This is a genomic window from Mesorhizobium sp. WSM4809, assembly GCF_055811655.1.
The window spans coordinates 136,435-159,285 of the sequence record NZ_JBVVQW010000005.1; the positions used below are offsets into that span (position 1 = coordinate 136,435).

Annotated in this window: 21 protein-coding genes; 14 read left to right on the forward strand and 7 right to left on the reverse strand. The window is 64.5% G+C overall.

From position 1 onward, the window contains the following. From AC0L24_RS14575 to AC0L24_RS14585, 3 genes are all read left to right on the forward strand, one after another. Entirely contained in the window at positions 1-1,758 is a 1,758-nt protein-coding gene (locus AC0L24_RS14575; protein ID WP_127397400.1) for a hydantoinase B/oxoprolinase family protein, read from the forward strand. 125 nt (positions 1,759-1,883) lie between these two features. Then, positions 1,884-2,660 carry an ABC transporter substrate-binding protein gene (locus AC0L24_RS14580; protein WP_127320873.1) on the forward strand — a complete coding sequence of 259 codons (777 nt, stop codon included), beginning with the start codon at positions 1,884-1,886 and terminating at the stop codon, positions 2,658-2,660. 69 nt (positions 2,661-2,729) lie between these two features. Further along, positions 2,730-3,845 (forward strand): aminomethyl transferase family protein, encoded by a 1,116-nt coding sequence (locus AC0L24_RS14585; protein ID WP_473563887.1) that lies wholly within the window; start codon positions 2,730-2,732, stop codon positions 3,843-3,845. Between the two features lie 89 nt (positions 3,846-3,934). Here the strand turns inward: AC0L24_RS14585 and hpaR are convergent, their stop codons facing one another. Then, positions 3,935-4,330, reverse strand: a complete 396-nt coding sequence (gene hpaR / locus AC0L24_RS14590; protein WP_127276380.1) for a homoprotocatechuate degradation operon regulator HpaR — start codon at positions 4,328-4,330, stop codon at positions 3,935-3,937. A gap of 213 nt (positions 4,331-4,543) precedes the next feature. On the opposite strand from hpaR, the gene AC0L24_RS14595 reads away from it, so the two are divergent. The 5 genes from AC0L24_RS14595 to hpaH all read left to right on the forward strand — a co-directional run bounded on the left by AC0L24_RS14595 (position 4,544) and on the right by hpaH (position 9,197). Then, complete coding sequence (locus AC0L24_RS14595; protein ID WP_473563888.1) at positions 4,544-4,930, forward strand: 5-carboxymethyl-2-hydroxymuconate isomerase; 387 nt, start codon at positions 4,544-4,546, stop codon at positions 4,928-4,930. Positions 4,931-4,941: 11 nt separating this feature from the next. Next, the gene (hpaE, locus tag AC0L24_RS14600) at positions 4,942-6,459 is read left to right on the forward strand and encodes a 5-carboxymethyl-2-hydroxymuconate semialdehyde dehydrogenase (protein WP_473563889.1); all 1,518 of its coding nucleotides are present in this window, start codon (positions 4,942-4,944) and stop codon (positions 6,457-6,459) included. A gap of 14 nt (positions 6,460-6,473) precedes the next feature. Then, positions 6,474-7,454, forward strand: coding sequence for a 3,4-dihydroxyphenylacetate 2,3-dioxygenase (gene hpaD / locus AC0L24_RS14605; protein WP_473563890.1), 981 nt, complete (start codon positions 6,474-6,476; stop codon positions 7,452-7,454). A 67-nt stretch (positions 7,455-7,521) separates the two neighbouring features. Next, positions 7,522-8,394, forward strand: a complete 873-nt coding sequence (locus AC0L24_RS14610; RefSeq protein WP_128287743.1) for a fumarylacetoacetate hydrolase family protein — start codon at positions 7,522-7,524, stop codon at positions 8,392-8,394. Next, positions 8,391-9,197: a 2-oxo-hept-4-ene-1,7-dioate hydratase gene (gene hpaH / locus AC0L24_RS14615; protein WP_128287742.1), complete on the forward strand. Its 807-nt coding sequence runs from the start codon at positions 8,391-8,393 to the stop codon at positions 9,195-9,197. The genes AC0L24_RS14610 and hpaH overlap by 4 nt, the downstream gene beginning before the upstream one ends. 27 nt (positions 9,198-9,224) lie before the next feature. On the opposite strand, the gene AC0L24_RS14620 is transcribed toward hpaH, so the two are convergent. Genes AC0L24_RS14620 through AC0L24_RS14645 form a run of 6 tightly spaced genes read right to left on the reverse strand, consistent with a single transcriptional unit; the run spans position 9,225 to position 15,658 of the window. Continuing rightward, positions 9,225-10,247, reverse strand: a complete 1,023-nt coding sequence (locus tag AC0L24_RS14620) for a phosphotransferase enzyme family protein (RefSeq protein ID WP_127396824.1) — start codon at positions 10,245-10,247, stop codon at positions 9,225-9,227. Further along, complete coding sequence (locus AC0L24_RS14625) at positions 10,244-11,536, reverse strand: aminotransferase class III-fold pyridoxal phosphate-dependent enzyme (protein WP_292138315.1); 1,293 nt, start codon at positions 11,534-11,536, stop codon at positions 10,244-10,246. Before AC0L24_RS14625 ends, AC0L24_RS14620 begins: the two co-directional genes overlap by 4 nt. 35 nt (positions 11,537-11,571) lie before the next feature. Continuing rightward, on the reverse strand, positions 11,572-12,921 hold the full coding sequence (locus AC0L24_RS14630; protein WP_473563891.1) for an aminotransferase class III-fold pyridoxal phosphate-dependent enzyme: 1,350 nt from the start codon (positions 12,919-12,921) through the stop codon (positions 11,572-11,574). A gap of 21 nt (positions 12,922-12,942) precedes the next feature. After that, entirely contained in the window at positions 12,943-13,611 is a 669-nt protein-coding gene (locus tag AC0L24_RS14635) for an HAD family hydrolase (protein WP_127397619.1), read from the reverse strand. Next, positions 13,608-14,888 (reverse strand): Tm-1-like ATP-binding domain-containing protein, encoded by a 1,281-nt coding sequence (locus AC0L24_RS14640; protein ID WP_292703009.1) that lies wholly within the window; start codon positions 14,886-14,888, stop codon positions 13,608-13,610. Before AC0L24_RS14640 ends, AC0L24_RS14635 begins: the two co-directional genes overlap by 4 nt. Next, positions 14,888-15,658, reverse strand: a complete 771-nt coding sequence (locus tag AC0L24_RS14645) for an IclR family transcriptional regulator (protein WP_127396253.1) — start codon at positions 15,656-15,658, stop codon at positions 14,888-14,890. The genes AC0L24_RS14640 and AC0L24_RS14645 overlap by 1 nt, the downstream gene beginning before the upstream one ends. A 173-nt stretch (positions 15,659-15,831) precedes the next feature. Here AC0L24_RS14645 and AC0L24_RS14650 point away from each other — a divergent pair, with 173 nt between their 5' ends. The 6 genes from AC0L24_RS14650 to AC0L24_RS14675 all read left to right on the forward strand — a co-directional run. Further along, positions 15,832-17,280 carry an APC family permease gene (locus tag AC0L24_RS14650; protein ID WP_128287738.1) on the forward strand — a complete coding sequence of 483 codons (1,449 nt, stop codon included), beginning with the start codon at positions 15,832-15,834 and terminating at the stop codon, positions 17,278-17,280. 57 nt (positions 17,281-17,337) lie between these two features. Next, positions 17,338-18,531 carry a cytochrome P450 gene (locus AC0L24_RS14655; RefSeq protein ID WP_473563892.1) on the forward strand — a complete coding sequence of 398 codons (1,194 nt, stop codon included), beginning with the start codon at positions 17,338-17,340 and terminating at the stop codon, positions 18,529-18,531. Beyond that, on the forward strand, positions 18,528-20,015 hold the full coding sequence (locus AC0L24_RS14660; RefSeq protein WP_473563893.1) for an aldehyde dehydrogenase: 1,488 nt from the start codon (positions 18,528-18,530) through the stop codon (positions 20,013-20,015). The genes AC0L24_RS14655 and AC0L24_RS14660 overlap by 4 nt, the downstream gene beginning before the upstream one ends. A 252-nt stretch (positions 20,016-20,267) precedes the next feature. Further along, positions 20,268-21,122, forward strand: a complete 855-nt coding sequence (locus AC0L24_RS14665) for a MetQ/NlpA family lipoprotein (protein WP_127396249.1) — start codon at positions 20,268-20,270, stop codon at positions 21,120-21,122. A gap of 91 nt (positions 21,123-21,213) precedes the next feature. Further along, positions 21,214-22,311 carry a methionine ABC transporter ATP-binding protein gene (locus AC0L24_RS14670; protein WP_473563894.1) on the forward strand — a complete coding sequence of 366 codons (1,098 nt, stop codon included), beginning with the start codon at positions 21,214-21,216 and terminating at the stop codon, positions 22,309-22,311. Continuing rightward, positions 22,292-22,851, forward strand: a 560-nt coding sequence (locus AC0L24_RS14675; protein ID WP_473563895.1) for a methionine ABC transporter permease, incomplete at its 3' end; no start/stop codon positions are given. The genes AC0L24_RS14670 and AC0L24_RS14675, both read left to right, overlap by 20 nt.

Here is a 22,851-nt window from a genome sequence, read left to right on the forward strand (position 1 = left end):
ATGCCAAATCTTGATAGGGCAAAGCTCGACGCCATCACCCTTTCGGTCCTGCAGGCGGCACTGCAGCAGGTCTGCGACGAGATGGACCTGACCTTCTCGCGCGCCGCCTTCTCGCCTGTCATCGCCGAGGCCAATGACCGCTCCGACGGCATCTATTCGGCCGTCGATGGTTCGCTGATCGCGCAAGGCAGCCAGGGCCTGCCGGTGTTCGTCGGCGTCATGCAATATTCGACCAGGACGGTGATCGAGATGATCGCCGATGGCCGGTGCTTGGCCCCGGAGCCGGGCGACATCTACATCGTCAACGACCCCTATCTCGGCGGCACCCATCTGATGGATGTGCGCTTCGCCATGCCGGTCTACCGGGACGGCAAGATTTTCTGCTGGCTGTCCAACACCGGCCATTGGCCCGACATTGGCGGTTCGGTGCCGGGCGGTTTTTCGGCCTCGGCGACCGCAGTCGAGCAGGAAGGCCTGCGACTGCCGCCGGTCAAACTGTTCAAGAAGGGCGTGCTCGATCCGGAAATCTACGCCATCATCTGCTCCAACATCCGCGTTGCCGACCAGCGCATCGGCGACATCCGCGCCCAGGCTGCGGCACTGCTGATCGGCCAGGACCGGCTCAATGGGATCCTGGATCGTTACGGTGATGAAACGGTTGTCGAGGCGATCGCCGAACTGCGCCGCCGCGCGGCCGAGCAGATGCGCGCCAACATCTCAGCCATTCCCGACGGCATCTACCATTCCAAGGCGTTTGTCGATTCCGACGGGGTGGTCAACGAGCCGCTGACCATCGCGCTCGCCGTCGAGAAAAAAGGCAATACGCTGACCTTCGATTTCACCGGCTCGTCAAAGCCCTGCGCCGGGCCGATGAACAGTGTGCTGGCGACGACCTTGTCCTCGGTCTATCTCGCCATGCGCCACATTTTCCCTGATGTGCCGATCAGCGCCGGTGCCTTCGAACCGCTTGAAGTCAAGCGGCCGGAAGGCACGTTCCTCGATGCCAGATATCCGCGCCCCGTATCGGGCTGCGCGGCCGAAGTGTCGCAGCGCATCGCGGAAGCGGTGTTCGCGGCGATGGTGCAGGCGTTGCCGGACAAGGTGACGGCGGCGCCCGCCGGCTCCAGCGGCAATTTCGCGCTCGGCGGCAACGATCCGGCGCGCGGCCGCGACTACGTCATGTACCAGATCTCCGGCGGCGGCTATGGCGGCAATTCAGGCCATGACGGGCTGACCAATGGCTGCTCGACCATCGGCATTTCCAAATCGCCGCCGGTCGAGATCATGGAGCAGGCCTTTCCTGTGCTCTACCGCCATTATGCCCTGCGCGAAGGTTCGGGTGGCGCCGGCAAGCATCGCGGCGGATTCGGGCTCGCCTATGAGGTCGAAATCCTGCGCGGTGACGCCCGTGCTTCTTTCGTCATGGATCACGGCCGTTTCGGCCCCCAAGGCGCACTCGGCGGCAGGGATGGCGCGGTCAACATGGTGACCGTCTTCCGCAACGGCGAGGAACATGTACCACCGCATTTGTCCAAGGAGCAGGACATCGCGCTCAAGGCCGGCGACCGCGTGCGTGTCGGCACGCCGGGCGGTGGCGGCTACGGCGATCCGCTGCAGCGCGATCCGGATCTGGTGCTGCGCGACGTGGCGTTGGGTTACTATACGGTCGAGGAAGCCAACGAAAAATTTGGCGTTGTCCTCTCGGCAGGCGAACTCGGCATCGACCGGACAGCGACGAACAAGCAGCGCGCCGGCTAACGCACGACCAATCGTGAGGGCTTGGTCCGCTCGCCGCGCCGCGATCGCCGCAGCGCATGTCGTTTCCGTCTCCGCCGGGATCATGAAAGCCCGTAGACTTCCCGCTTTCAACGGGGAACTCGAACATGCGTCTTTTCGGTCGTTTCGTGCTTGCCGCTTCCGTCGCTCTCACCCTTGCCACGGGCGCCGCCTCCGCCCAGGACAAAAAACTCAGGATCGGCACCGAGGGCGCCTATCCGCCCTTCAATTACGCCAGTGCCGACGGCACGCTGGGCGGCTTCGACATCGACTTGGGGAAGGCGCTATGCGCCGAGATGAAGGCCGAATGCGAGTTCAGCGTGCAGGATTTCGATGGTTCCATACCGGCGCTGCAGGCCGGCAAGTTCGACGCCATCATCAACATCACCATCACGCCCGAGCGGGCCGAGAAGGTCGAGTTCACCCACAAATACTACCAGACGCCGCCGGCCATCGCCGTACCGAAGGATTCGACCATATCAGGCACCTCGCCGGACGATCTGAAAGGCAAGGCGCTCGGCGTGCAGACCGCGACCATCCACCAGAAATTCGCCGACCAGAAATATGCAGGCTCGACGGTCAAGGCCTATCCGACGGGCGACGATGCCCGCACCGACATGGCCAATGGCCGCCTCGACGCGATGATGGACGGCTCGATCATCCTGACCGAGTGGTTGAAGAAGCCAGACGGCGCCTGCTGCAAGCTGCTCGGCACGCTGACGGCCGATCCGGCCATACACGGCCCCGGCGTCGGCATCGCCCTGCAGAAGGGCAACAAGGAGTTGGCCGACAAGCTCAATGCGGCCATCGACGCGCTGCGCGCCAATGGCAAGTACAAGGAAATCAACGACAAATACTTTTCCTTCGACGTCTACGGCAGCTGAGAACGACAACAGATGCCTTCCGGCAGCGCTGCCTGGCGCTGCCGTTTTTCTTGAACGATGGAGACTTCCTTGGCTGAGCGGCGTTCCCCTTTCTACAGCAGCATCGTCGGGCTGGGCGCGACCATGGGTCGTGTCGGGGGCGATTTCATCTCGGCCAAAACTTATTCCGGCATTGCCGACGAGCACCTGAACACCCGCAGGAATGTCGGCGTGCAGGATCTCAGCACGATGGGCAAGATGGATATCAAGGGGCCGGAGGCCGAGGCGCTGGTCAACCATGTCATCGTCAATAATGCCGCTGCCATGAAACCGGGCCAGGTCCGCTATTCCACGGTCTGCCGCGAGGATGGCGGCATCATGGACGACCTCACCGTGTTTCGGTTGGGCCCGGAGCACTTCATGCTGGTGACCGGCTCGGTCAACCGCCTGAAGATGCTGCCCTGGCTGCAGCATCACGCTCAGGGCCGCAAGGCCTATGTCACCGACATCACCGCCGCCATCGCCTTCCCCACCATCCAGGGTCCGCGCTCGCGCGAACTGCTGAAAGCGTTGATCGCGGATGCCGATCTGGACGGGCTGAAGCGCTGGTCGTTCACATCAGGACATGTTGGCGAGACGAGAGTACTGATCTCGCGCACCGGCGTCACCGGCGAACTCGGCTTCGAACTGTTCGTGCCCGCCGACGAGGCGGCCTCTCTCTGGGATGCGCTGATGCGGACCGGCCGTGACTTTGGCCTGAAACCCTATGGCGTGCTGGCGATGTTCACGCTGGGCCTGGAAAAGGCCTACCCGGCGCACGGCATCGACATGGACGAGAGCCGCACCCCGTTCCATGTCGGCCTCGACCGCTGGATCAAGTTCGACAAGGGCGATTTCGTCGGCCGCGAAGCTTTGCTCAAGGTTCGCGACAAGGGCCTCGACGAGCAATGGGTCGGACTGATCCTCGACGGCGACAAGCCGGCCGCGACCGATGCCAAGGTTCTGGCCGATGGCGAGGACGCCGGCATCGTCACCTACAGCGACCACGGCTATTCCCTCGGCAAGGTGCTGGCCACCGCGCATCTGCGGCTGCCGTTCACGGCTGTCGGCACCGAATTGAGCATTGATATCGGTGGTAAGCCGACGCGTGCGGTGGCGGCGCCGATACCCTTCTTCGATCCGGAAGGGGCGAGGTTGCGAGGTTAGCTGACCCCCATCGGGTGTTTCGGCCATTCCCAAGGTATGCGGGCCGTCAACCCAAGCGACCGTCGAAACTTCCGCGGTAGCCGGAACGATCAGCTCTCGCCGTCGATCAGCGTCTCCAGCAGATCGAGCAACTGCTCGAGCTTTTCGTGGCCGAAGCGCTGTTCGATGTCGTCATAAATGACGCGACGCTCCGGCGACAGGGCGTCGATCAGGGCGGAACCGGCGGGCGCAATGGTTAGAACGACGCGTCGGCCGTCGCCTTCGGCCTTGTTGCGGGTGATGAATTTGCGGCCCTCGAGCGCCTTGATGATGCGCGTCAGGCTGGGCGGCAAAACCGAGGCGCGGTCGGCGAGTTCCGTCGCCTCGACCGGGCCGGCTTCGCTCAGCACGCGCAGCACGCGCCATTGCTGTTCGGTCACGTCATGCGCCGCAAGCATCGGCCGAAACCGCGCCATCACCGCTTCGCGGGCATGAAGCAGCGCCATCGGCAGGGAACGACGGGTGTTTTCAGGCAGCAAGAAAAGAGCCTCCCACGCTTGCGATCGAAAACAGGCCTTCCCTCAGCCGAATCCGCCTGCCAGGGCCCGTTGCTGCCATCCCGTATCGTTGCGCCAAGGCCGATGCAAGACTTGACTTCGTCGGCGCTGCATGTAATTAACGCGTTAACTACAACAAAAGCAATAGACCAGGGAAACGCCGTGCCACACTTTTCCATCGAGTATTCAGCCAATCTCGATGCCAGGGTCGACATGGGCGAATTGTGCGCGCTGGTGTTGCGCACCGTGCTGGACACCGGGCTGTTCGAGACCGGCGCCGTGCGAGTGCGGGCCTTTCGCGCCGAGGCTTACGCGATGGCCGACAGTCTGCCGGAAAACGCCTTTCTCGACATGTCGTTCCGCATCGGCACCGGCCGCAGCCCTGATGAGAAGAAGCGGACCGGCGAGGCCGTCTTCGCGGCGGTGAGGGAATACCTTGCCACCCTGTTCGAGACCCCGCATTTCGCCCTGTCGCTCGAAATCCGGGAAATCGACCCGGAGCTGAGTTGGAAGAGAAACGCAATCCACCCGCGCCTGCGCGGCAAGTGACGGAACCCGATATGTCCGACCTGCAAGGCAATCTGAACAAGGCCGAGGCCTATCTGGCCCGCTTCAAGCGCGACGGCGTGTTGAACCAGATCGGCGGCGAGGCGGTACCGGCGCTCGACGGCGCGACGTTCGAAACGCTGTCGCCGGTCGACCTGAAGCCGCTGGCAAGCGTCGCGCGCGGCGGAGCCGCCGACATCGACCGCGCCGCCAGGGCAGCCAAGGCTGCGTTTCCGGCCTGGGCCGCCATGCCGGGCGAAGCGCGCAAGAAGCTGCTGCACAGAATCGCCGACGCGATCGAGGCGCGTGCCGAGGAGATAGCCTTCGTCGAATGCATGGATACCGGCCAGGCGCTAAAGTTCATGGCCAAGGCGGCGTTGCGGGGTGCCGAGAATTTCCGCTTCTTCGCCGACCGTGCGCCCGAAGCGCGCGACGGCGAGACGCTGCGGACCGCGGGCCAGGTCAACCTCACCACACGGGTGCCGATCGGCCCGGTCGGCATCATCACGCCGTGGAACACGCCGTTCATGCTGTCGACCTGGAAGATCGCACCGGCGCTGGCGGCCGGCTGCACCGTGGTTCATAAGCCGGCTGAATTCTCGCCGCTGACCGCCCGCCTGCTGGTCGAGATCGCCGAGGAGGCCGGCCTGCCGAAGGGTGTCTGGAACCTGGTCAACGGCCTGGGTGAAGATGCCGGCAAGGCGTTGACCGAGCATCCCGACATCAAGGCGATCGGCTTTGTCGGCGAGAGCCGCACCGGCTCGATGATCATGAAACAAGGCGCCGACACGCTGAAGCGCGTGCATTTCGAGCTTGGCGGCAAGAACCCGGTGATCGTCTTTGCCGACGCTGATCTCGAGCGCGCCGCCGACGCCGCCGTATTCATGATCTATTCGCTGAATGGCGAACGCTGCACCTCGTCGTCGCGGCTGCTGGTCGAAGCCTCGATATATGAAAGCTTCACCGCCAAAGTCGCGGAGAGGGCGAAGCGCATCGTCGTCGGCCACCCGCTCGATCCGAAAACGGTGGTCGGGCCGCTCATCCATCCGGTGCATGAAAAGAAGGTGCTGTCCTATATCGAGATCGGCAGGTCGGAGGGGGCCACGCTCGCCGTCGGCGGCGGCAAGGTCGATGGGCCGGGCGGCGGCTGTTATGTCGGCCCGACACTGTTCACCAACGTCACCAACGGCATGCGCATTGCGCAGGAGGAGATTTTCGGGCCGGTGCTGAGCGCCATTCCCTTCAACGACGAGGCCGAGGCGCTTGCGCTGGCCAACGACACGCAATACGGCCTGACCGGCTATCTCTGGACCTCGGACGTCACCCGCGCCTTCCGCTTCACCGATGCGCTGGACGCCGGCATGATCTGGGTCAACTCGGAGAATGTGCGCCATTTGCCGACACCGTTCGGCGGCGTCAAGAATTCCGGCATCGGCCGCGACGGCGGGGACCATTCCTTCGACTTCTACATGGAGACGAAGAACGTAGCCTTTGCGACGACGGCGCACGCGATCCAGAAACTCGGCGGCTGACCGGAGGAAATCAGATGCCCTTGCCCAAGCCCAATCTCTACCCCGCCTTCAACATCGTGCGCCTCAGCCATGTCGAGCTGGCCGTCACCGACCTCGCCAAATCCCGCGCCTTCTATGTCGATACGCTCGGCCTGCAGGTCACCGACGAGACATCGGACACCATCTATCTCAGGGCGCTGGAGGAGCGTGGGCACCATTGCATCGTGCTGAAGAAGGCGGCCACGGCAGAAGCGCGCGACCTTGGCTTCAAGGTCTTCTCGGATGAAGACCTCGACAAGGCAGTGCATTTCTTCAAGGACAAGGGCCTGCCGGTGGAATGGGTCGAGCGGCCTTACCAGTCGCGCACCTTCCGCACCCGCGATCCGCACGGCATTCCGCTTGAATTCTACGCGGAGATGGAGCGGCTGCCGCCGATCCACCAGAAGTATGCGCTCTACAAGGGCGTCAAGCCGCTGCGCATCGACCACTTCAACTGCTTCTCGCCCAATGTCGACGAGTCCGTCGCCTTCTACAACGAGCTCGGCTTCCGGGTGACCGAGTATACCGAGGACGCCAGCAGCGGAAAGCTGTGGGCGGCGTGGACGCACCGCAAGGGCGGCGTGCACGACATCGCCTTCACCAACGGCATCGGGCCGCGCCTGCACCATGTCGCCTTCTGGGTGCCGACGCCGCTCAACATCATCGACCTGCTCGATATGATGGCAACGACGGGCTATCTGCCGAACATCGAACGCGGCCCCGGCCGGCACGGCATTTCCAACGCATTCTTCCTCTATGTCAGAGACCCGGACAATCACCGCATCGAGATCTACTGTTCGGATTACCAGACGGTCGATCCGGACCTCGAGCCGATCAAATGGGACCTCAAGGACCCGCAGCGCCAGACGCTGTGGGGCGCGCCGGCGCCGAAAAGCTGGTTCGAGGAGGGCAGTGCGTTTGCCGGAGCGAAGGCACGCCAGCCGGATTTGACGGCGTCGCCGATCATAGCGCCGTAGTGGGATTCTAATCAATGTCAGCGTTCCGTCACGCCCCCTCGCCCACCACCATCGCCGGAGCCGCAGCATGAACCCCGCACGGCTCACCACCTTCACCGTCGGCGGCAAGGCGCGCTATGGCGCGATCACGAGCAAGGGCGTTATCGACCTGTCGGCTCGTTACGGCCAGTGGCCGACGCTGCGTGAAGTGATCGAGGCCGGCGCCTTGCGGCGGCTGGCGGAAGCGGCCGAGGCCTTCGCCCCAGATTTCCCGCTCGACGCCATCGCCTATGAAATCCCGATCCCGTCACCGGAAAAGATCATCTGCGTCGGCGTCAACTATCCGGACCGCAACGAGGAGTACAAGGACGGCCAGGCAGCGCCCTCCAACCCGTCACTGTTCATCCGCTTCCCCCGATCTTTCGTCGGCCATGGCGCGCCGCTGGTGCGGCCGCCGGAATCACCGCAGCTCGACTATGAGGGCGAGATCGTCATCGTCATCGGCAAGGCCGGCCGGCGCATTGCCGAGGCCGACGCGCTCGGCCATATCGCGGCGCTGTCGCTGTGCAATGAAGGCACCATCCGCGACTGGGTGCGGCATGCCAAGTTCAACGTCACGCAAGGCAAGAATTTCGACCGCAGCGGCTCGATCGGCCCATGGCTGGTGCCGTTCAGCGAAGAGGCGCAGATCGCCGATATCGCGCTGACCACCCGCGTCAATGGCGAGTTGCGCCAGCAGGACCGCACCAGCCGGATGATTTTTTCCTTCCGCAAGATCATCAACTACATCTCGACCTTCACCACGCTGGTGCCGGGCGATATCATCGTCACCGGCACGCCGGCCGGCGCCGGCGCCCGCTTCGAGCCGCCGATCTGGCTGAAGCCCGGCGACGTGATCGAGGTGGAGGCCGAAGGCATCGGCGTGCTCAGAAACGGTGTCGTCGACGAGGCAGCGCAATGACCCCGGAACAGGTGGAGGACGCCGCGGCACGGCTGTTCGAGGCCGAGCGGTCGCGCCGCCAGATCCGTCTGCTCAGCCTCGATTTTCCCGATGCGACGATGGAAGACGCCTATCGCGTGCAAGCGGCGCTGGTGGCGCGCAAGATCGATGCCGGGCTGAAGCCGAAGGGCTGGAAGATCGGGCTGACATCGAAGGCAATGCAGTACGCGCTTGCCATCGACACGCCGGATTCGGGCGTGCTGTTCGACGACATGTTCTTCAATGACGGCGCGACGGTGCCGGCCGGCCGCTTCATCCAGCCTCGCGTCGAGGCCGAGATCGCCTTCGTCATGAAGGCGTCGCTGAAAGGCCCCGGCGTGACCATCTCCGACGTGCTTAACGCCACCGACTACATCACGCCGGCGCTGGAAATCCTCGATACGCGCATCGAGCGCGTCAATGCCGAGACGAAGAAGGTGCGCACCTTCTTCGATACGATTTCCGACAATGCCGCCAATGCCGGCATCGTCATCGGCGGCCGGCCGCAGCGGCCTGAGGAAGCCGACATGCGCTGGATCGGCGCCATCGTCTCGCGCAACGCCGAGGTAGAGGAAACCGGGCTTGGCGCCGGCGTGCTCAACCACCCGGCCATGGGCATCGCCTGGCTGGCGGACAGGCTCGCCCGCTACGGCATGTCGATCGCGGCTGGCGAGGTGGTGCTCTCGGGATCCTTCGTGCGGCCGATCGAGGCGCGGCCCGGCGACACGATCGTCGCCGATTTCGGCAGTTCGGGCACGGTCAGCATCCATTTCGCGAAGGGCTGATGACCCGCCAGTTCTTATTGATCGGCCCTATTCGCCACGCAGATAGGCAATCACCACATCGGCTGCGATGGCCGACATACGCTGGCCGACATCCCTGGTGATGTCGCCTTCGACGCGGCTCTGCACCCAACCGAGGAAAGCAAAGGCACGCAACGCCGAAAACAGCGGCAGCGCGGCGATGTCGCGCGCGGTCAGTGCCCGCTCCTGCCGATAGCCCTCGAGCAAAGCGGCCTCGATCAGCGGATAGATCGCCTCATCGCGGTTCTGGTAGAGCGCGACGGCAAGGTCGTACATGTGCCAGCCATGGCCGCAATCGTCGAAGTCGATGATGCGGATCGCGCCGTCATGGACGAGCACGTTCTCGCGCACCAGATCGGCGTGGATGATGCCGAAATTGCGGGCGCTGCGTTCATGCTCCGACAGCGCCTTCACGGCCTTTTCCCGCGCCTGGAAAACCAGCTCGCGATGAGGGCCGTCGAGGAAGGGCGAGGTCTCGAAGCGGCCCCAATTCGGGTTCGCGCCGAAGAAGCCATCGAAATCCCAGGCATGGCGGGCAAAGCCGGACGGAGGCGCCCAGGCAGACGTGACATTGTGCATGTGGGCGATGGTTCGGCCCATCGCGGTAAAGACCCGTCTTGCCTGCTCGGGCGTAAAATCCAGCGGCACGCCTCGCGCACCGACGGCGCGGCCTTCCAGCCAGCTCAGGCAATCGACTTGCCGGGGTTGCATTGAGGCGTTCGCGCTGACAAGCACGAACAGATCGCCGGCCGGCGTGGCGACCGCAGATGGCGTGGCGATGCCGGCCGATTGCAGAAAACCCATCCATTGCAGTTCCGAGCGCAAGGCGGCGTCCGTGTGATAGCCAAGCCGGTGAATGCGCATGGCGGCCGGCTGGCCATCGGGCAAGCGGATCCGGAAAACCGCGTTCTCGCGGAATTTCAGCAGCTCCGGCTCACCCTCACGAATGCCCCAATGTTCGAGCGCGCGCTTGGCAAGCTCGGTGACATCGGCTGCCGTCTCGGGCTCGGATTGCGTGGAAACAGCGTTCACGCCTTCACTCCGCCGACTTCACCCAGCACCTCGTCGAGGACGCCGATCAGGACGTCGGCATTGTCGCGCGAGAACGGCATGGGCGGGCGGATCTTCAGCACATTGCCGTGGATGCCGGTCTTGCCCATGAGCACACCGCAGTGGCGCATGCGGTTGGCGACCTGCTCGGCAATGTCGGGCGCCGGCTCGCGCGTCTCGCGGTCGTGAACCAATTCGGCGCCGAGGAACAGGCCGGCGCCCCTGACCTCGCCGATGCATTCATGCCGATCCGCCAGCGGGCGCAGCAGCCCAAGCGCATAGGCGCTGACATCGCGTGCGTTGGCGACGAGATCTTCCTGCTCGATGACGTCGAGAACGGCATTCGCCACCGCGCAGGAAACCGGGTTGCCGCCGAAGGTGTTGAAGTAGCGGAAAGCGTTGCGGAAGGTCGCCAGGATCTCCCTCGAGGTGACCACGGCGGCGACCGGATGGCCGTTGCCCATCGGCTTGCCCATGGTGAGGATGTCGGGAACGAAGCCAGCGCGCTGGTGGCCCCAGAAATGACTGCCGGTGCGGCCGAAACCGGGCTGCACCTCATCGGCGATGACCAGTCCGCCGGCGTCACGCACCGCGCGCATCGCGTCGTCGAAAAATCCGGATGGGAGCGTCGGAAAGCCTTCATTGGCGAGCAGCGGACACAGGATGATGCCGGACAGGCCGATGCCATCCTGCTCCAGCGAGGCGATGGCTTCGCGCACCGCGTCGCCAAAGGCTTTGCCGTTGGCCATCGCATCCTGATGGCGATAGCTGTCAGGCGCCGGCACCAGCCTGACATTGCGGGCGCGGCCACCGACCGGCGGCATGCGGGTGCTGAGCTGCGAAACCGCCGTGGTGTTGCCATGGTAGGTGGCGTCGGTGGCGATGACGCCCATGCGGCCGGTGGCGGCCTGCGCCATGCGCAGCGCGATGTCGTTGGCCTCACTGCCGGTGCAGGTCAGGATGGCGGACGACAGGCTGGCATCGAAGGTCGCGGTCAGCCGCTCGACATAATCAAGGATGGCGGTGTGCAGATAGCGCGTGTGGGTGTTGAGCAGGCTGGCCTGCCGGCACAGGGCTTCGACCACATGCGGGTGGCAGTGGCCGACATGTGCGACATTGTTGTAGGCGTCGAGATATTTCCGACCATCGGCATCGTAGAGCCAGACGCCTTCGCCGCGCACCAGATGCACGGGCTCGTCGTAGAACAATTGCGATTTCGCGCCGAGCAGGCGGGAACGCCGGCTAACCAGTGCTTCTTGCGATTGGCTCATTGCGTCTTGAAACTCCGTTGTGTCCAGCTAACCCGTCAGGCCTTCGACAGGCCCGCATCCAATGCTTCGCCGATCTTCGTCACATCGGCAGCGCTGATGATGAGCGGCGGCGACAGGATGATGGCGTTGCCCGACACGCGCAGCATGACGCCGGCCTCATAGGCGGCCTCCGAAACCACGGCCATGGTCTTCTTGTCGGCAGGCTTTTTCGTCGTGCGGTCCGAGACCAGCTCCAGCGCCGCCATCAGGCCCTTGTACCTGACATCGCCGACGATCGCATGCCTGGCCTTCAGCCCCTCCAGGGTGGCCGCGAGTTCGACGCCCCGTGCCGCCGCGTTCTCGTTCAGGCGAAGCCGTTTGGTCTCTGCAAGCGCCGCCAGACCCGCCGCGCAGCCGACCGGGTGGCCGGAATAGGTATAGCCGTGGCCGATCGCACCAAAACTGGTCTTGTCGGCCTCGAAGACATCGGCGACTTTTCCGCCGATCAAGGTCGCGCCGAGCGGGAAATAGCCTGACGTGATCGCCTTGGCGATGGTCATGAAGTCCGGCTTCACGCCGGACAGACGCGAGCCCGACCATGCGCCGGTGCGGCCGAAGCCCGTCACTACCTCGTCGGCGATCAGCAGGATTTCATGGCGGTCGCAGATCTCACGCACCAGTGGCATGAAGCTCTCATGCGGAACGATGACGCCGCCGGCGCCGAGAACCGGCTCCAGGATGAAAGCGGCGATGGTGTCGCCGCCCTGGAAGGCGATTTCGTCATCCAGCGCCTTGGCGCACAGTTTCGCCAGCCGCGCTGGGTCGGTCTCATCGAACGGGTTGCGGAAGGTCCAAGGGGCGGGAATGTGGAAGACGCCGGGCAGCAGCGGCTCGTAGTTGCGGCGGAAATTGGCATTGCCGTTGACCGACGCGCCGCCGAAATGCGTGCCGTGATAGCCCTTCTTCAAGGCGAGGAATTTTGTCCGGTCGGCCTGGCCGCGGATCTTCCAGTATTGCCGCGCCAGCCGAAGTGCCGTTTCGACCGAATCCGAGCCGCCCGAGGTGAAGAAGGTCCGCACCATGCCTTCCGGCTCGAACCATTCGCAGAGTTCGTAGGCGAGTTCGATCGACGGTCCTGTCGAAGTGCCGCGAAAACCGGAATAATAGGGCAGCGCCGAAAGCTGGTCGGCGATCGCCTGCTTGATCGGGTCGCAGCTGTAGCCGAGATTGACGTTCCACAGACCGCCGACGGCGTCGAGCACAGTGTTGCCGGCTATGTCGGTGACCATCACACCCTCGCCTTTCATGATCACCTTCGGCGGGTTGGCCCGCATCTCGGCCGGATGCGCCATCGGGTGCCAGATCGGCTTGGCGTTGGTTTCGGTGAGAAAATTGATGTCGCGCATGGAGGACTCCGCAAAAAAATCTCAGGCAACTGGGACGAGGCCGAAATGACCGAGGGCTTCGGCATAGGAATGAGCCGGGCGAGCGACGTCGAAATGGACCGTGCGCATGCCGGCAGCACAGCCGCCATCGACATTGCGCCGCTGGTCGTCGACGAAGACGCAAGCGCCAGCCGGCAGGCCGAGCGCCTCGGTGACGAAGGCATAGGCGCGTGGATCGGGCTTGAGGATGCCGGTGTAAGTGGCGTCGATGATCACATCGAACAGGCCGAGCAAAGGCAACCGCCGGCGGAAATCGGCGCCGTAGAACAGGTCGAGTTCGTTGGACAGGATCGCCAGCCGAAAACCCGCCGCATGCACCGTGCGAATGGCGCTGTCGGCCTCGGGCCGCACCACCTTTTCCGGCTCGGCGCCGCGCGCTCGTTGGACGAAGGTCTCCATCGCCTGCCAGTCCTCGCCGATGAGCTGACCGACCTCACTGGTGCGGGAGCGCCAGTAGTCGCGCTCGCTGATCTCGTCGGCCTGCATGGCGCGCCACAGCGGATCGCTGCCCGGATCGAACGGCCCGCGCCATTGCAGCGTCCCCGGCGCGAGGCCGAGCGCCTGTTCGGTCAAGGCATGCGTCTCGAACAGCGTCCGGGTGACGACGCCGCCGAAATCGAGGACCAGTGCCTGGGCCGGAACAGCGCTCACGCTGCCACTCCCTCGGCCGGCTTGCCGCGCGGGATGATGCCTTCCTCGACCCAGCGGTCGAAGATCTCGAGCGCCTTGTCGACGAAGTCGTCGCTGTTGATATGGGCGTCGATCTCGTGGAACTCGACCCCGGCGGGAATAGCCCTGCGCATTTCATCGGCGAAGGCAGCCAGGGCTTCGGGGTCATAAAGCGGCTCACCCTGCGTATCCCATTCCTGGATGCCGCCGGTAGGCAGGATGAAGGCGGAGCGGCCTTTCGCGGCACCCAGTTTGGCGGCGATGGTCCTGGCGACCTGGCGGCGATCGTCGGCATCGACGGTGATCGACGCGATCAGCCTGTTGTGGGCATGAAACGGCCGCGTCGAGAATTTAGCCGGCAAATCCTGCCAGGTCGGCAGATCGACCATGTCGACCGCCCCGGGTGCGGCGATCTGCGGAATGCCGCGAGCGCCAGCATTCTCCAACCGGTCGGTGCCGGAACTGACGACAGAGCCCGCAAGATGATTGGTGATTTCCTGCAGGCTGAAGTCGAACACCGCGCAAAAGTGGTCCTGACCGGCAATCGATTCGAAGGCGCGGCCGCCCATTCCGGTGGTGTGGAAGACGGCAACGTCATAGCCGCGCCGTTCCAGCGCCGGCTTCAGCGTCTTCATGTAGCGCAGGCAGCTGCTGCCGAGCGAGGTCATGCCGATGGTCGGCCCGATGGCCGGTGCCGAGGCGCGGTCCTCAAGCACGATCCTGGCCGCGCCGACGACCGCGCCGCAGGCCTGCGACAGGACCAGCCTGCAGATCGAGTTGAGGCCGTACAGTCCGCCGGCCCAGAGGATCATCATCAGGTCGGGCGCGACGCGCTCGGGCGGGATGAGGTGCGAATAGGCGATGGTCGAGACGACGAATTTCGGCACGCCGAGCGGCAGGCAAAGCGCCACGTCGAGCGCCAGATCGGTTCCCATCGAGCCGCCGATGGCGATGAAGGCGTCGATCTCGCCGTTTTGATAGAGCTTGCGAACCAGTTGGACGGCGCCGCCGGCCATCAGCGTCATGGCGGTGTTCTCATCACCGCTCGAAACGATCTCGGCGATCGTCACATCCACCGCCCGCGCCACGGCGTGCTTGTCGTGGTCCGGGCTGTAGGGCGGGTCGCCGAGCACGCTGACATCCATCATCACGGCGCGGCCGCCCGATGCCTCGATGCATTGTTTCATGAACAACAGCTCTTCGGCCTTTGTGTCGCCCGTGCCGATGACCAGGATGCGGGCCGCAGTCTCCGAGGGCATCAGGCCTGCCTCCTCAAGATTTGCAGGTTTTCGCCGTTGAGGCGCATGGAAATCTCCCGTGCCGCCTCCCTCACGGCAAGTCCCCGCTCCGTGATCGCGGCTGCCGTCGTTCTGGCCTTTGGCGCCGCCACCGCGATGGTGCCGAGCGCAAAGCCATCCGCCGCGCGGATTGCCGCCGCGACGCTGATCACGCCTTCCTCATAGCCCTGGTCGCAGATCGAATAGCCGCGCTCGCGCGCCTCGCCCATGGATCTTGAGATGGCCGCTGCCTCGATCAGCGTATGGGCCGTGAAGGCGTCGAGCGAACCCGTCAGGCACGCCTTGACGGTCTCGTCGCGGGCGAAGGCCAGATAGGCGATACCCGACGCGGTCGAATGCAGGGGCAGCAATTGACCGATGTCGATGTTGACCCGGTTCGCCCATGCCGGATGCTCGACATGGACGGTGACCAGCTTGTCGACGCCGAATTCCGACAAATGCACGGTCTCGGCCGTCGATGCCGCAAGCTCCCGCACCAGCGGAACAGCTGTCTGCAGGAAGGGAAAGCGCGCCTCGCGGAGGCGCGCCAGCCGCGACAGGCCGGCGCCGAGGCGATAGTGCCGCGTGCCGATATCCTGCTCGACAAAACCATGGCCGGCCAGCGCAACCAGCAGCCGCCGTGTCGTCGCCTTGTCGAAGCCCGAGCGGCGCGCCAGATCGGACAGGCCGAGCTCGGGCTCGTCGACGCTGAACAGCTCCAGAAGCGAGATCGCTTTTCCGACCGTACTCAAATTTGCCTCCCGGTTCGGGACAATCATTTAACGTGTGAATTAACTTGACAGGCATCGGCATTGTTTGCAAGTCTATATTCAAAATAACGGTTCAAATAACGAACCAACCGCCAGAGTGCATGGGACAGGCCATTCGGCCGGCGAGCCTGAGGGTTTGCAAACAGGAGGGATCGATGACAGCAGTTGCAGAACAGGCGCCGGCCAACAGGCTGCGCAAGAACAGTCTTGGCGTCGGCGCCATCACCTTCATGGTGATTTCGGCGGCCGCCCCGCTCACGGCCGTCGCCGGCGGCACGCCGCTCGGCATGCTGATGGGCAATGGCGCCGGCTTTGCCGGCACCTATCTGATCGTCACCATCCTGCTGCTTTTGTTCGCGGTCGGCTATGTCGCCATGTCACGCCATGTCGGCAATGCCGGCGCCTTCTATGCCTATGCCGCGCGCGGCCTCGGCAGCATGGCCGGCGGCGCCACGGCGCTGATCGCCATCCTGTCCTACAATGCCATGCAGATCGGGGTCATGGGCCTGCTCGGCTCCGCGACGTCAGGCCTGTTCGCCGGCTGGGGCATCAACCTGCCCTGGTGGGTGTGGAGTTTCATCGCCATCGCGCTGGTCGCCGTGCTCGGCTATCGGCAGGTCGACCTCTCCGCCAAGATCCTGACGGTGCTGGTGCTGTGCGAATATCTTGTGGTGCTGGTCCTCGACATCGCCATCCTCAAGACCGGCGGCGATAGCGGCCTGTCGGCGGCGCCGTTCAGCTGGAGCCAGATCACATCGGGCTCGCCGGCCATCGCCATTCTGTTCTGCTTTGCCGCCTTCATCGGTTTCGAGGCGACGACGATCTATGCCGAGGAAGCTCGCGATCCAAAGATCACCATTCCGCGCGCCACCTATTTTTCGGTCGTGCTGATCGGCGTCTTCTACATGCTCACGGCATGGCTGATGGCGGTCGGCGCCGGTATCGACAAGCTGCTGCCGACGCTGCAAGGCCTGCAGGATCCGACGACCTTCCTGTTCGGCCTGTCGGATCGTTACGCCGGCACGATGCTGTCGCAGGCGATGAGCATCCTGTTCGTGTCGAGCCTGTTTGCCGGCGTGCTGGCGTTCCACAATGCGGTTGCGCGCTATATCTATGTCTCGGGCCGCGAAAAACTGTTGCCGCAGACGATCGGCGTGACGCATGCGGTGCACCAGAGCCCGCATGTCGCTTCCGTCATCCAGAGCGTGCTCGCCGCGGTCGTCGTCGGCCTGTTCGCCGTGCTCGGCCTCGATCCGGTGCTGGCGCTGTTTTCGTGGCTGACCAATGTCGCGACGCTCGGCGTCATCGTGATGATGGCGGTGGCATCGCTTGCCGTGGTGATGTTCTTCCGCGCCAACCCGGCAGCCCAGGAGAACGCGCTGAAGACCACCATCCTGCCCGGGCTGACCTTCATCGCTTTCGTCATCATCATCTACCTGATCGTCATCAATTTCGGCAGCCTGTCCGGGGCCGGCGGCTTTCTTGGCGTGTTCCTGCCGGGGCTGGTGCTGATCGCCGCGATCGTCGGCCTGCTGCTGGCCAGCGCGCTGAAGAGCCGCGATCCCATAGCCTTCGAAAACCTCGGCCAGCCGCTGAAAGATTGAGAAAAGCAAAGGGGCGGCGTGCCACGCCGCCCTTACACCACAAGGGGAGTGGCGGATTTGAGCTTTGCCGAAAATATAACCGTCGAGGCATTGGAAGCCGATCCCTACCCGATCTATGCAGAGCTCAGGCGCAGTGCGCCTGTCGCTTTCGTGCCGGCGGTCAACCTGTGGTTCGTCACCCGCTGGAAGGATGTCGAGAGCGTCGCCAAGTCGCCCGACATCTTCTCCGCCGTCGTCGGCTCATCGCCGGTCGAGCGCTCCTTCGGCAAGCCGACCATCCTGACCACCGATGGCGAAACGCATAAACAGCTGCGACAAGGCGTCGATCCGAAATACCGGCCGCGCACCGTCGCCGCCTATGCCGGCGACCTCGTGCGGTCGATTGCCGAACCTTTTCTCGGCCGGATCGCCAACCAGGGCTCCGCCGAGCTGATGGCCGATTATTTCGAACCGGTGTCGACGCTCAGCCTGGCGCGCTCGCTCGGCCTTGCCGACATCGACATGCCGACGCTGCGCCGCTGGTTCTATGGCCTTGCCCGGGGCGCCATCAATTTCGAGAACGACCCGAAGCGGCAGGAGATCGCCGACGCGATCAGTGCCGAGGTCGGCGACGCCATCCTGCCGACGCTGGAAAGACTTGCGCGCCAGCCAGATGACTCGGCGCTGTCGCACATGCTGCATGACGGCATGCCGGAGGGCACGACGCGGCCGATCGATTTTTTGATGCCGAGCATCAAGGTCATCCTGCTCGGCGGCATGCAGGAACCCGGACATGGCGCCGGCTCGATCCTCGCCGGTCTGCTGGGCCATCCCGAACAGATGCGGCAGGTGCTCGCCGATCCCGAGACCTTCGTGCCGAAGGCGGTCGACGAGGGCCTGCGCTGGGTGGCGCCGATCGGCACGCAGACGCGGCAGACGACGCAGGCGGTGGAGCTTGGCGGCGTGACGATCCCGGCCGGCGCCGCGGTCGCCGCACTCGTCTCCTCGGCAAGCCGCGACGAGAGCCGCTTTGCCGATCCCGACCGCTTCGACATCAACCGCGACGAAGGCAATCATGCCGCCTTCGGCTTCGGCCATCATTTCTGTTCGGGCCGGTTTTTCGCACGCGAGCAGATGTGCCTTGCGGTGAGGCTGTTGCTTCTGCGCTTCCCCCATCTCAGCCTTGTGCCTGGCAAGGAGCCGGTGTTTCGCGGCTGGGAATTCCGCGCGCCAACCACATTGCATGTTTCCCTGGGAGTCCGTCACCCATGATCAGTCAGAATGCCATCGACACGCTGCGCAGGACGGAGATCGGCGCACGGGGCCTGTTCATCGATGGCGTGCAGATCGAGGCAACAAGCGGCGCAAGCCTGCCGGTGACGTCGCCGATCGACGGCCGACCTTTCGCCAGCATCGCCGACGGCAACGCCGCCGATATCGACCGCGCCGTGAAGTCGGCGCGCAAGGCGTTCGAGAAGGGCTCGTGGTCGCGATCAGCGCCGGCCTTTCGCAAGAAGGTGCTGACGAAATTCGCCGAGCTGGTCGAAAAGCATGCCGACGAGCTCGCCGTGCTCGGCGTGCGCGACAATGGCACCGAGATCGGCATGGCCTACAAGGCCGAACCGCTCTCGGCGGCAGGCACCATCCGCTACTATGCCGAGGCGATCGACAAGGTCTACGGCGAGATCGCGCCAACGGCCGACAATGTGCTCGGACTAATCCACAAGGAGCCGCTCGGCGTCGTCGGCGTCATCGTGCCGTGGAACTTTCCGCTGATGATCGGCGCCTGGAAGATCGCGCCCGCACTTGCCGCCGGCAATTGCGTGGTGGTCAAGCCGCCGGAGATCGCTTCGCTGACGCTGCTGCGGCTGGCCGAATTGGCAAGCGAGGCCGGACTTCCCGCCGGTGTGCTCAATGTCGTCACCGGCCGTGGCACGGTCACCGGCGAAGCGCTCGGCCTGCATATGGATGTCGACGCCATCGCCTTCACCGGCTCGGGGCCGGTCGGTCGACGGCTGCTCGAATATTCCGCTCGCTCCAATCTGAAGCGCGTCTTCCTCGAACTCGGCGGCAAGTCGCCCAACATCGTCTTTGCCGATGCTCCCGACCTGAAACAGGCGGCCGTCCTCTCGGCCAACGGCATTTTTCGCAATTCCGGCCAGGTCTGCGTCGCCGGCTCGCGGCTTCTGGTCCAGTCAGCGGTCTATGATCGGTTCATGGACGAACTTGTCGCGGCAACCACGCGGCTCAAAGTCGGCGATCCGCTCGATCTCACCAGCGATGTCGGCGCCGTGTCGAGCGCCGAACAGCTGGACAAGAATCTCGGTTTCGTCGCCAGGGCCACCGAAGAAGGCGCCCAGCTGGTCACCGGTGGCGAGCGGATTCTGACCGAGACCGGCGGCAGCTACATGGCGCCGACGATCTTCGAGAATGTCACGCAAGACATGCAGCTTGCGCGCGAGGAGGTGTTCGGGCCAGTGCTCGGCGTCATGCGCTTCGAGACCGAGGAGGAGGCGGTGCGGCTTGCCAATTCGACCGTCTACGGGCTCGCCTCGGCGGTGTGGACCGCCAACCTCTCCACAGCACACCGCATGGTGCGCGCCATCAATGCCGGCGTCGTCCACGTCAACACCTATGGCGGCGCCGACATCACCGTGCCGCTCGGCGGCGTCAAACAGTCCGGTTTCGGCCGCGACAAGTCGCTTCACGCGCTGGAGAAATATTTGGAACTGAAGACGGCGTGGATCGCGCTTTGAGCCTGGCGTCAGCGCCGGTTTTTCCGAGAGTCCGATCTTACTTCCGAAGCGCAGCGGATCGCATCGTAGCCCGCGGCGATCGATTCAATGGCGTCTCGTTCTCACTCACCTGAAAATTTTGAGAGAATATTCCCGGCTTTGGCGAGAACGGCGAAAGGCGTTCTTTGATAAACTTGATAGAATTTCTGAGGATGTGACCAAGGCTAGGCAATCCGCCTCGCTGCCATGACTTCACAACCACAGAGATCAATCATGTCCGACTTCAAGAACACTTTGCCATCTTCCCCGGGGTCAACCGTCAACCGGCGCAGTGGCCTTGCTCTGCTGTTCGCCTCGGCCGTGGCGATCGGCAGCCTGATGGCGCCCGGCGCATCGTTCGCCGAGGACAAGAAGGCGATCAAGGTGGGTATCATCAGCGGTGAGGACGAGGATGTCTGGCGAGTCGTCGTCGCCCAGGCCGCCGAAAAGGGCCTCTCCATCGAAACCGTGGTGTTCAACGACTACACCCAGCCCAATGAGGCGCTGGAGCGCGGCGAAATCGACGCCAACGCCTTCCAGCACCAACCCTATCTCGACAACCAGATCAAGACTCAAGGGTATCATATCGTGCGCGTCGGCTATACCGGCGTGTGGCCGATCGGCCTCTACTCGAAGAAGTACAAAGCAGTCGCCGACCTGCCTGAGGGCGCGGTCGTCGGCGTGCCGAACGATCCATCCAATGAAGGCCGGGCGCTGCGCGTGCTGCAGAACGAGGGCGTGATCAAATTGAAGGACGGCACCGGTATTCTGGCCACCACCGTCGACATCGCCGAGAACGCGAAGAAGGTGGTGATCAAGGAACTGGACGCCGGCATTGTCGGCCGCTCGGTCGAGGATCTCGACGCGGCCGTGGTCAACACCGACTGGGCGCTGAAAAGCGGCCTGACGCCGGAAAACCGCATCGCGCAGGAGCCGATCGCCGACAATCCCTACCGCAACTTCATCGCGGTGAAGGCCGGTAACGAGAACGAGGCCTGGGTGAAGACGCTGGTCGCCTCCTATCAGAACGAGGCGGTGAAGGCCGAGTTCGACAAGGTCTACAAGGGCACCGGCCTCAGCGCCTATTGATCCGATCGTCGACCGGAAGCCCGGTTCGAGAGCAACAGCGGTCCGCGCTCATGCGCGGGCCGCGATTGCGTTTTCGGGAACAGGAACAATCATGAACCAGCATATCACGGCATCCGGAGAAACCGCCGATCCGACCCATGGCCGGCCCGACGCGTCTCAGGACGTCGTGCGCCTCGTCGAGCTGAAGCGCCGCTTCGGTGTGACAGCGGCGCTCGACGGCATCTCGCTGACCGTGCGCAAGGGCGAGATCCTCGGTATCATCGGCCGCAGCGGCGCCGGCAAGTCGACGCTGATCCGCTGCCTGAACGGGCTGGAACGGCCTGACTCCGGCGAGGTGTTCATCGAAGGCCGAGAGATCAGCCGGCTTGGCGAGCGCGAGCTGCAGCCGCTGCGGCGGCGCATCGGCATGATCTTCCAGCATTTCAACCTGCTGTCGGCCAAGACCGTCGAAGACAATGTGGCGCTGCCGCTGAAGATCGAGGGCCGCTCGAAGGCCGAGCGACTGAAGCGCGCCGCCGAACTGCTCGACCTCGTCGGCCTGTCCGAGAAGGCAAAAGCCTATCCGGCGTCACTGTCGGGCGGCCAGAAGCAGCGTGTCGGCATCGCCCGGGCGCTGGCAGCACGCCCGGCGCTGCTCTTGTCGGACGAAGCCACCTCGGCGCTCGATCCGGAAACAACGCGCTCCATCCTCGCCCTTCTCAAGGACATCAACCGGCAGCTTGGGCTGACCATCCTTCTGATCACCCATGAGATGGAGGTGGTCCGCTCGATCGCCGACCGCGTTGCGGTGATCGACGCCGGGCGCATCGTCGAGCAAGGGCCGGTCTGGTCGGTGTTTGCCGACCCACAATCAGACATCACCAAAAGCCTGCTCGGCGCCATCCGGCCGCAGCTGCCAGCCGAACTGGCGGCCCGGCTGCTGCCGGCGGCCGGCGCGGAGACGATCCTGCGCGTCGACGTGGCCGGCGATGCGGCACGCGGCCCGTTGCTGTCCGACCTTGCCACGGCTGTTCCAGGCGCCTTCCGCCTCATCCATGGCGGCATCGACCATATCCAGCAGCAGCCCGTCGGCACGCTGTTCCTGTCGCTTCCCGGCAGCGATGCAAATCATCTCGCTGACATCATCACATTCCTGAAGACCCGCCAGGCGCGGGTGGAGGTGCTTGGCCATGTCGCCGATCCTGTTTGAACTTCTGCTGCGTTCGATCTGGGAAACCGTCCTGATGACAGCCGCCTCCGGCCTCATCTCGCTGGTCTTCGGCCTGCCGCTCGGCCTGGCACTGATCGCCACCGAACGCGGCGGGATTGCCGAAAGCCTGTGGGTGAACCGGGCGCTCGGCGCCGTCATCAACGGCTTCCGTTCGGTGCCCTTCATCATCCTTCTGGTGGCACTGATCCCGGTGACGCGGCTGATCGTCGGCACCTCGATCGGCACATGGGCAGCCATCGTGCCGCTGTCGATCGCCGCCACACCCTATTACGCGCGCATTGCCGAAGTGTCGTTGCGTGAGGTCGACCGTGGCTTGATCGAGGCGGCGCGCGCCATGGGCGGCAACCGCTGGACGATCATCCGCGAGGTGCTGGTGCCGGAAGCCCTGCCCGGCATCGTCGCCGGCTTCACGGTGACGCTGGTGACGCTGATCGGTGGCGCGGGCCAGGCCGGCGGCCGCGGCGCCCGCGGGCGCCGCGGCCGCCCCCGGCCCGGCGGCGTGGTCCCGGGTGGGACGGG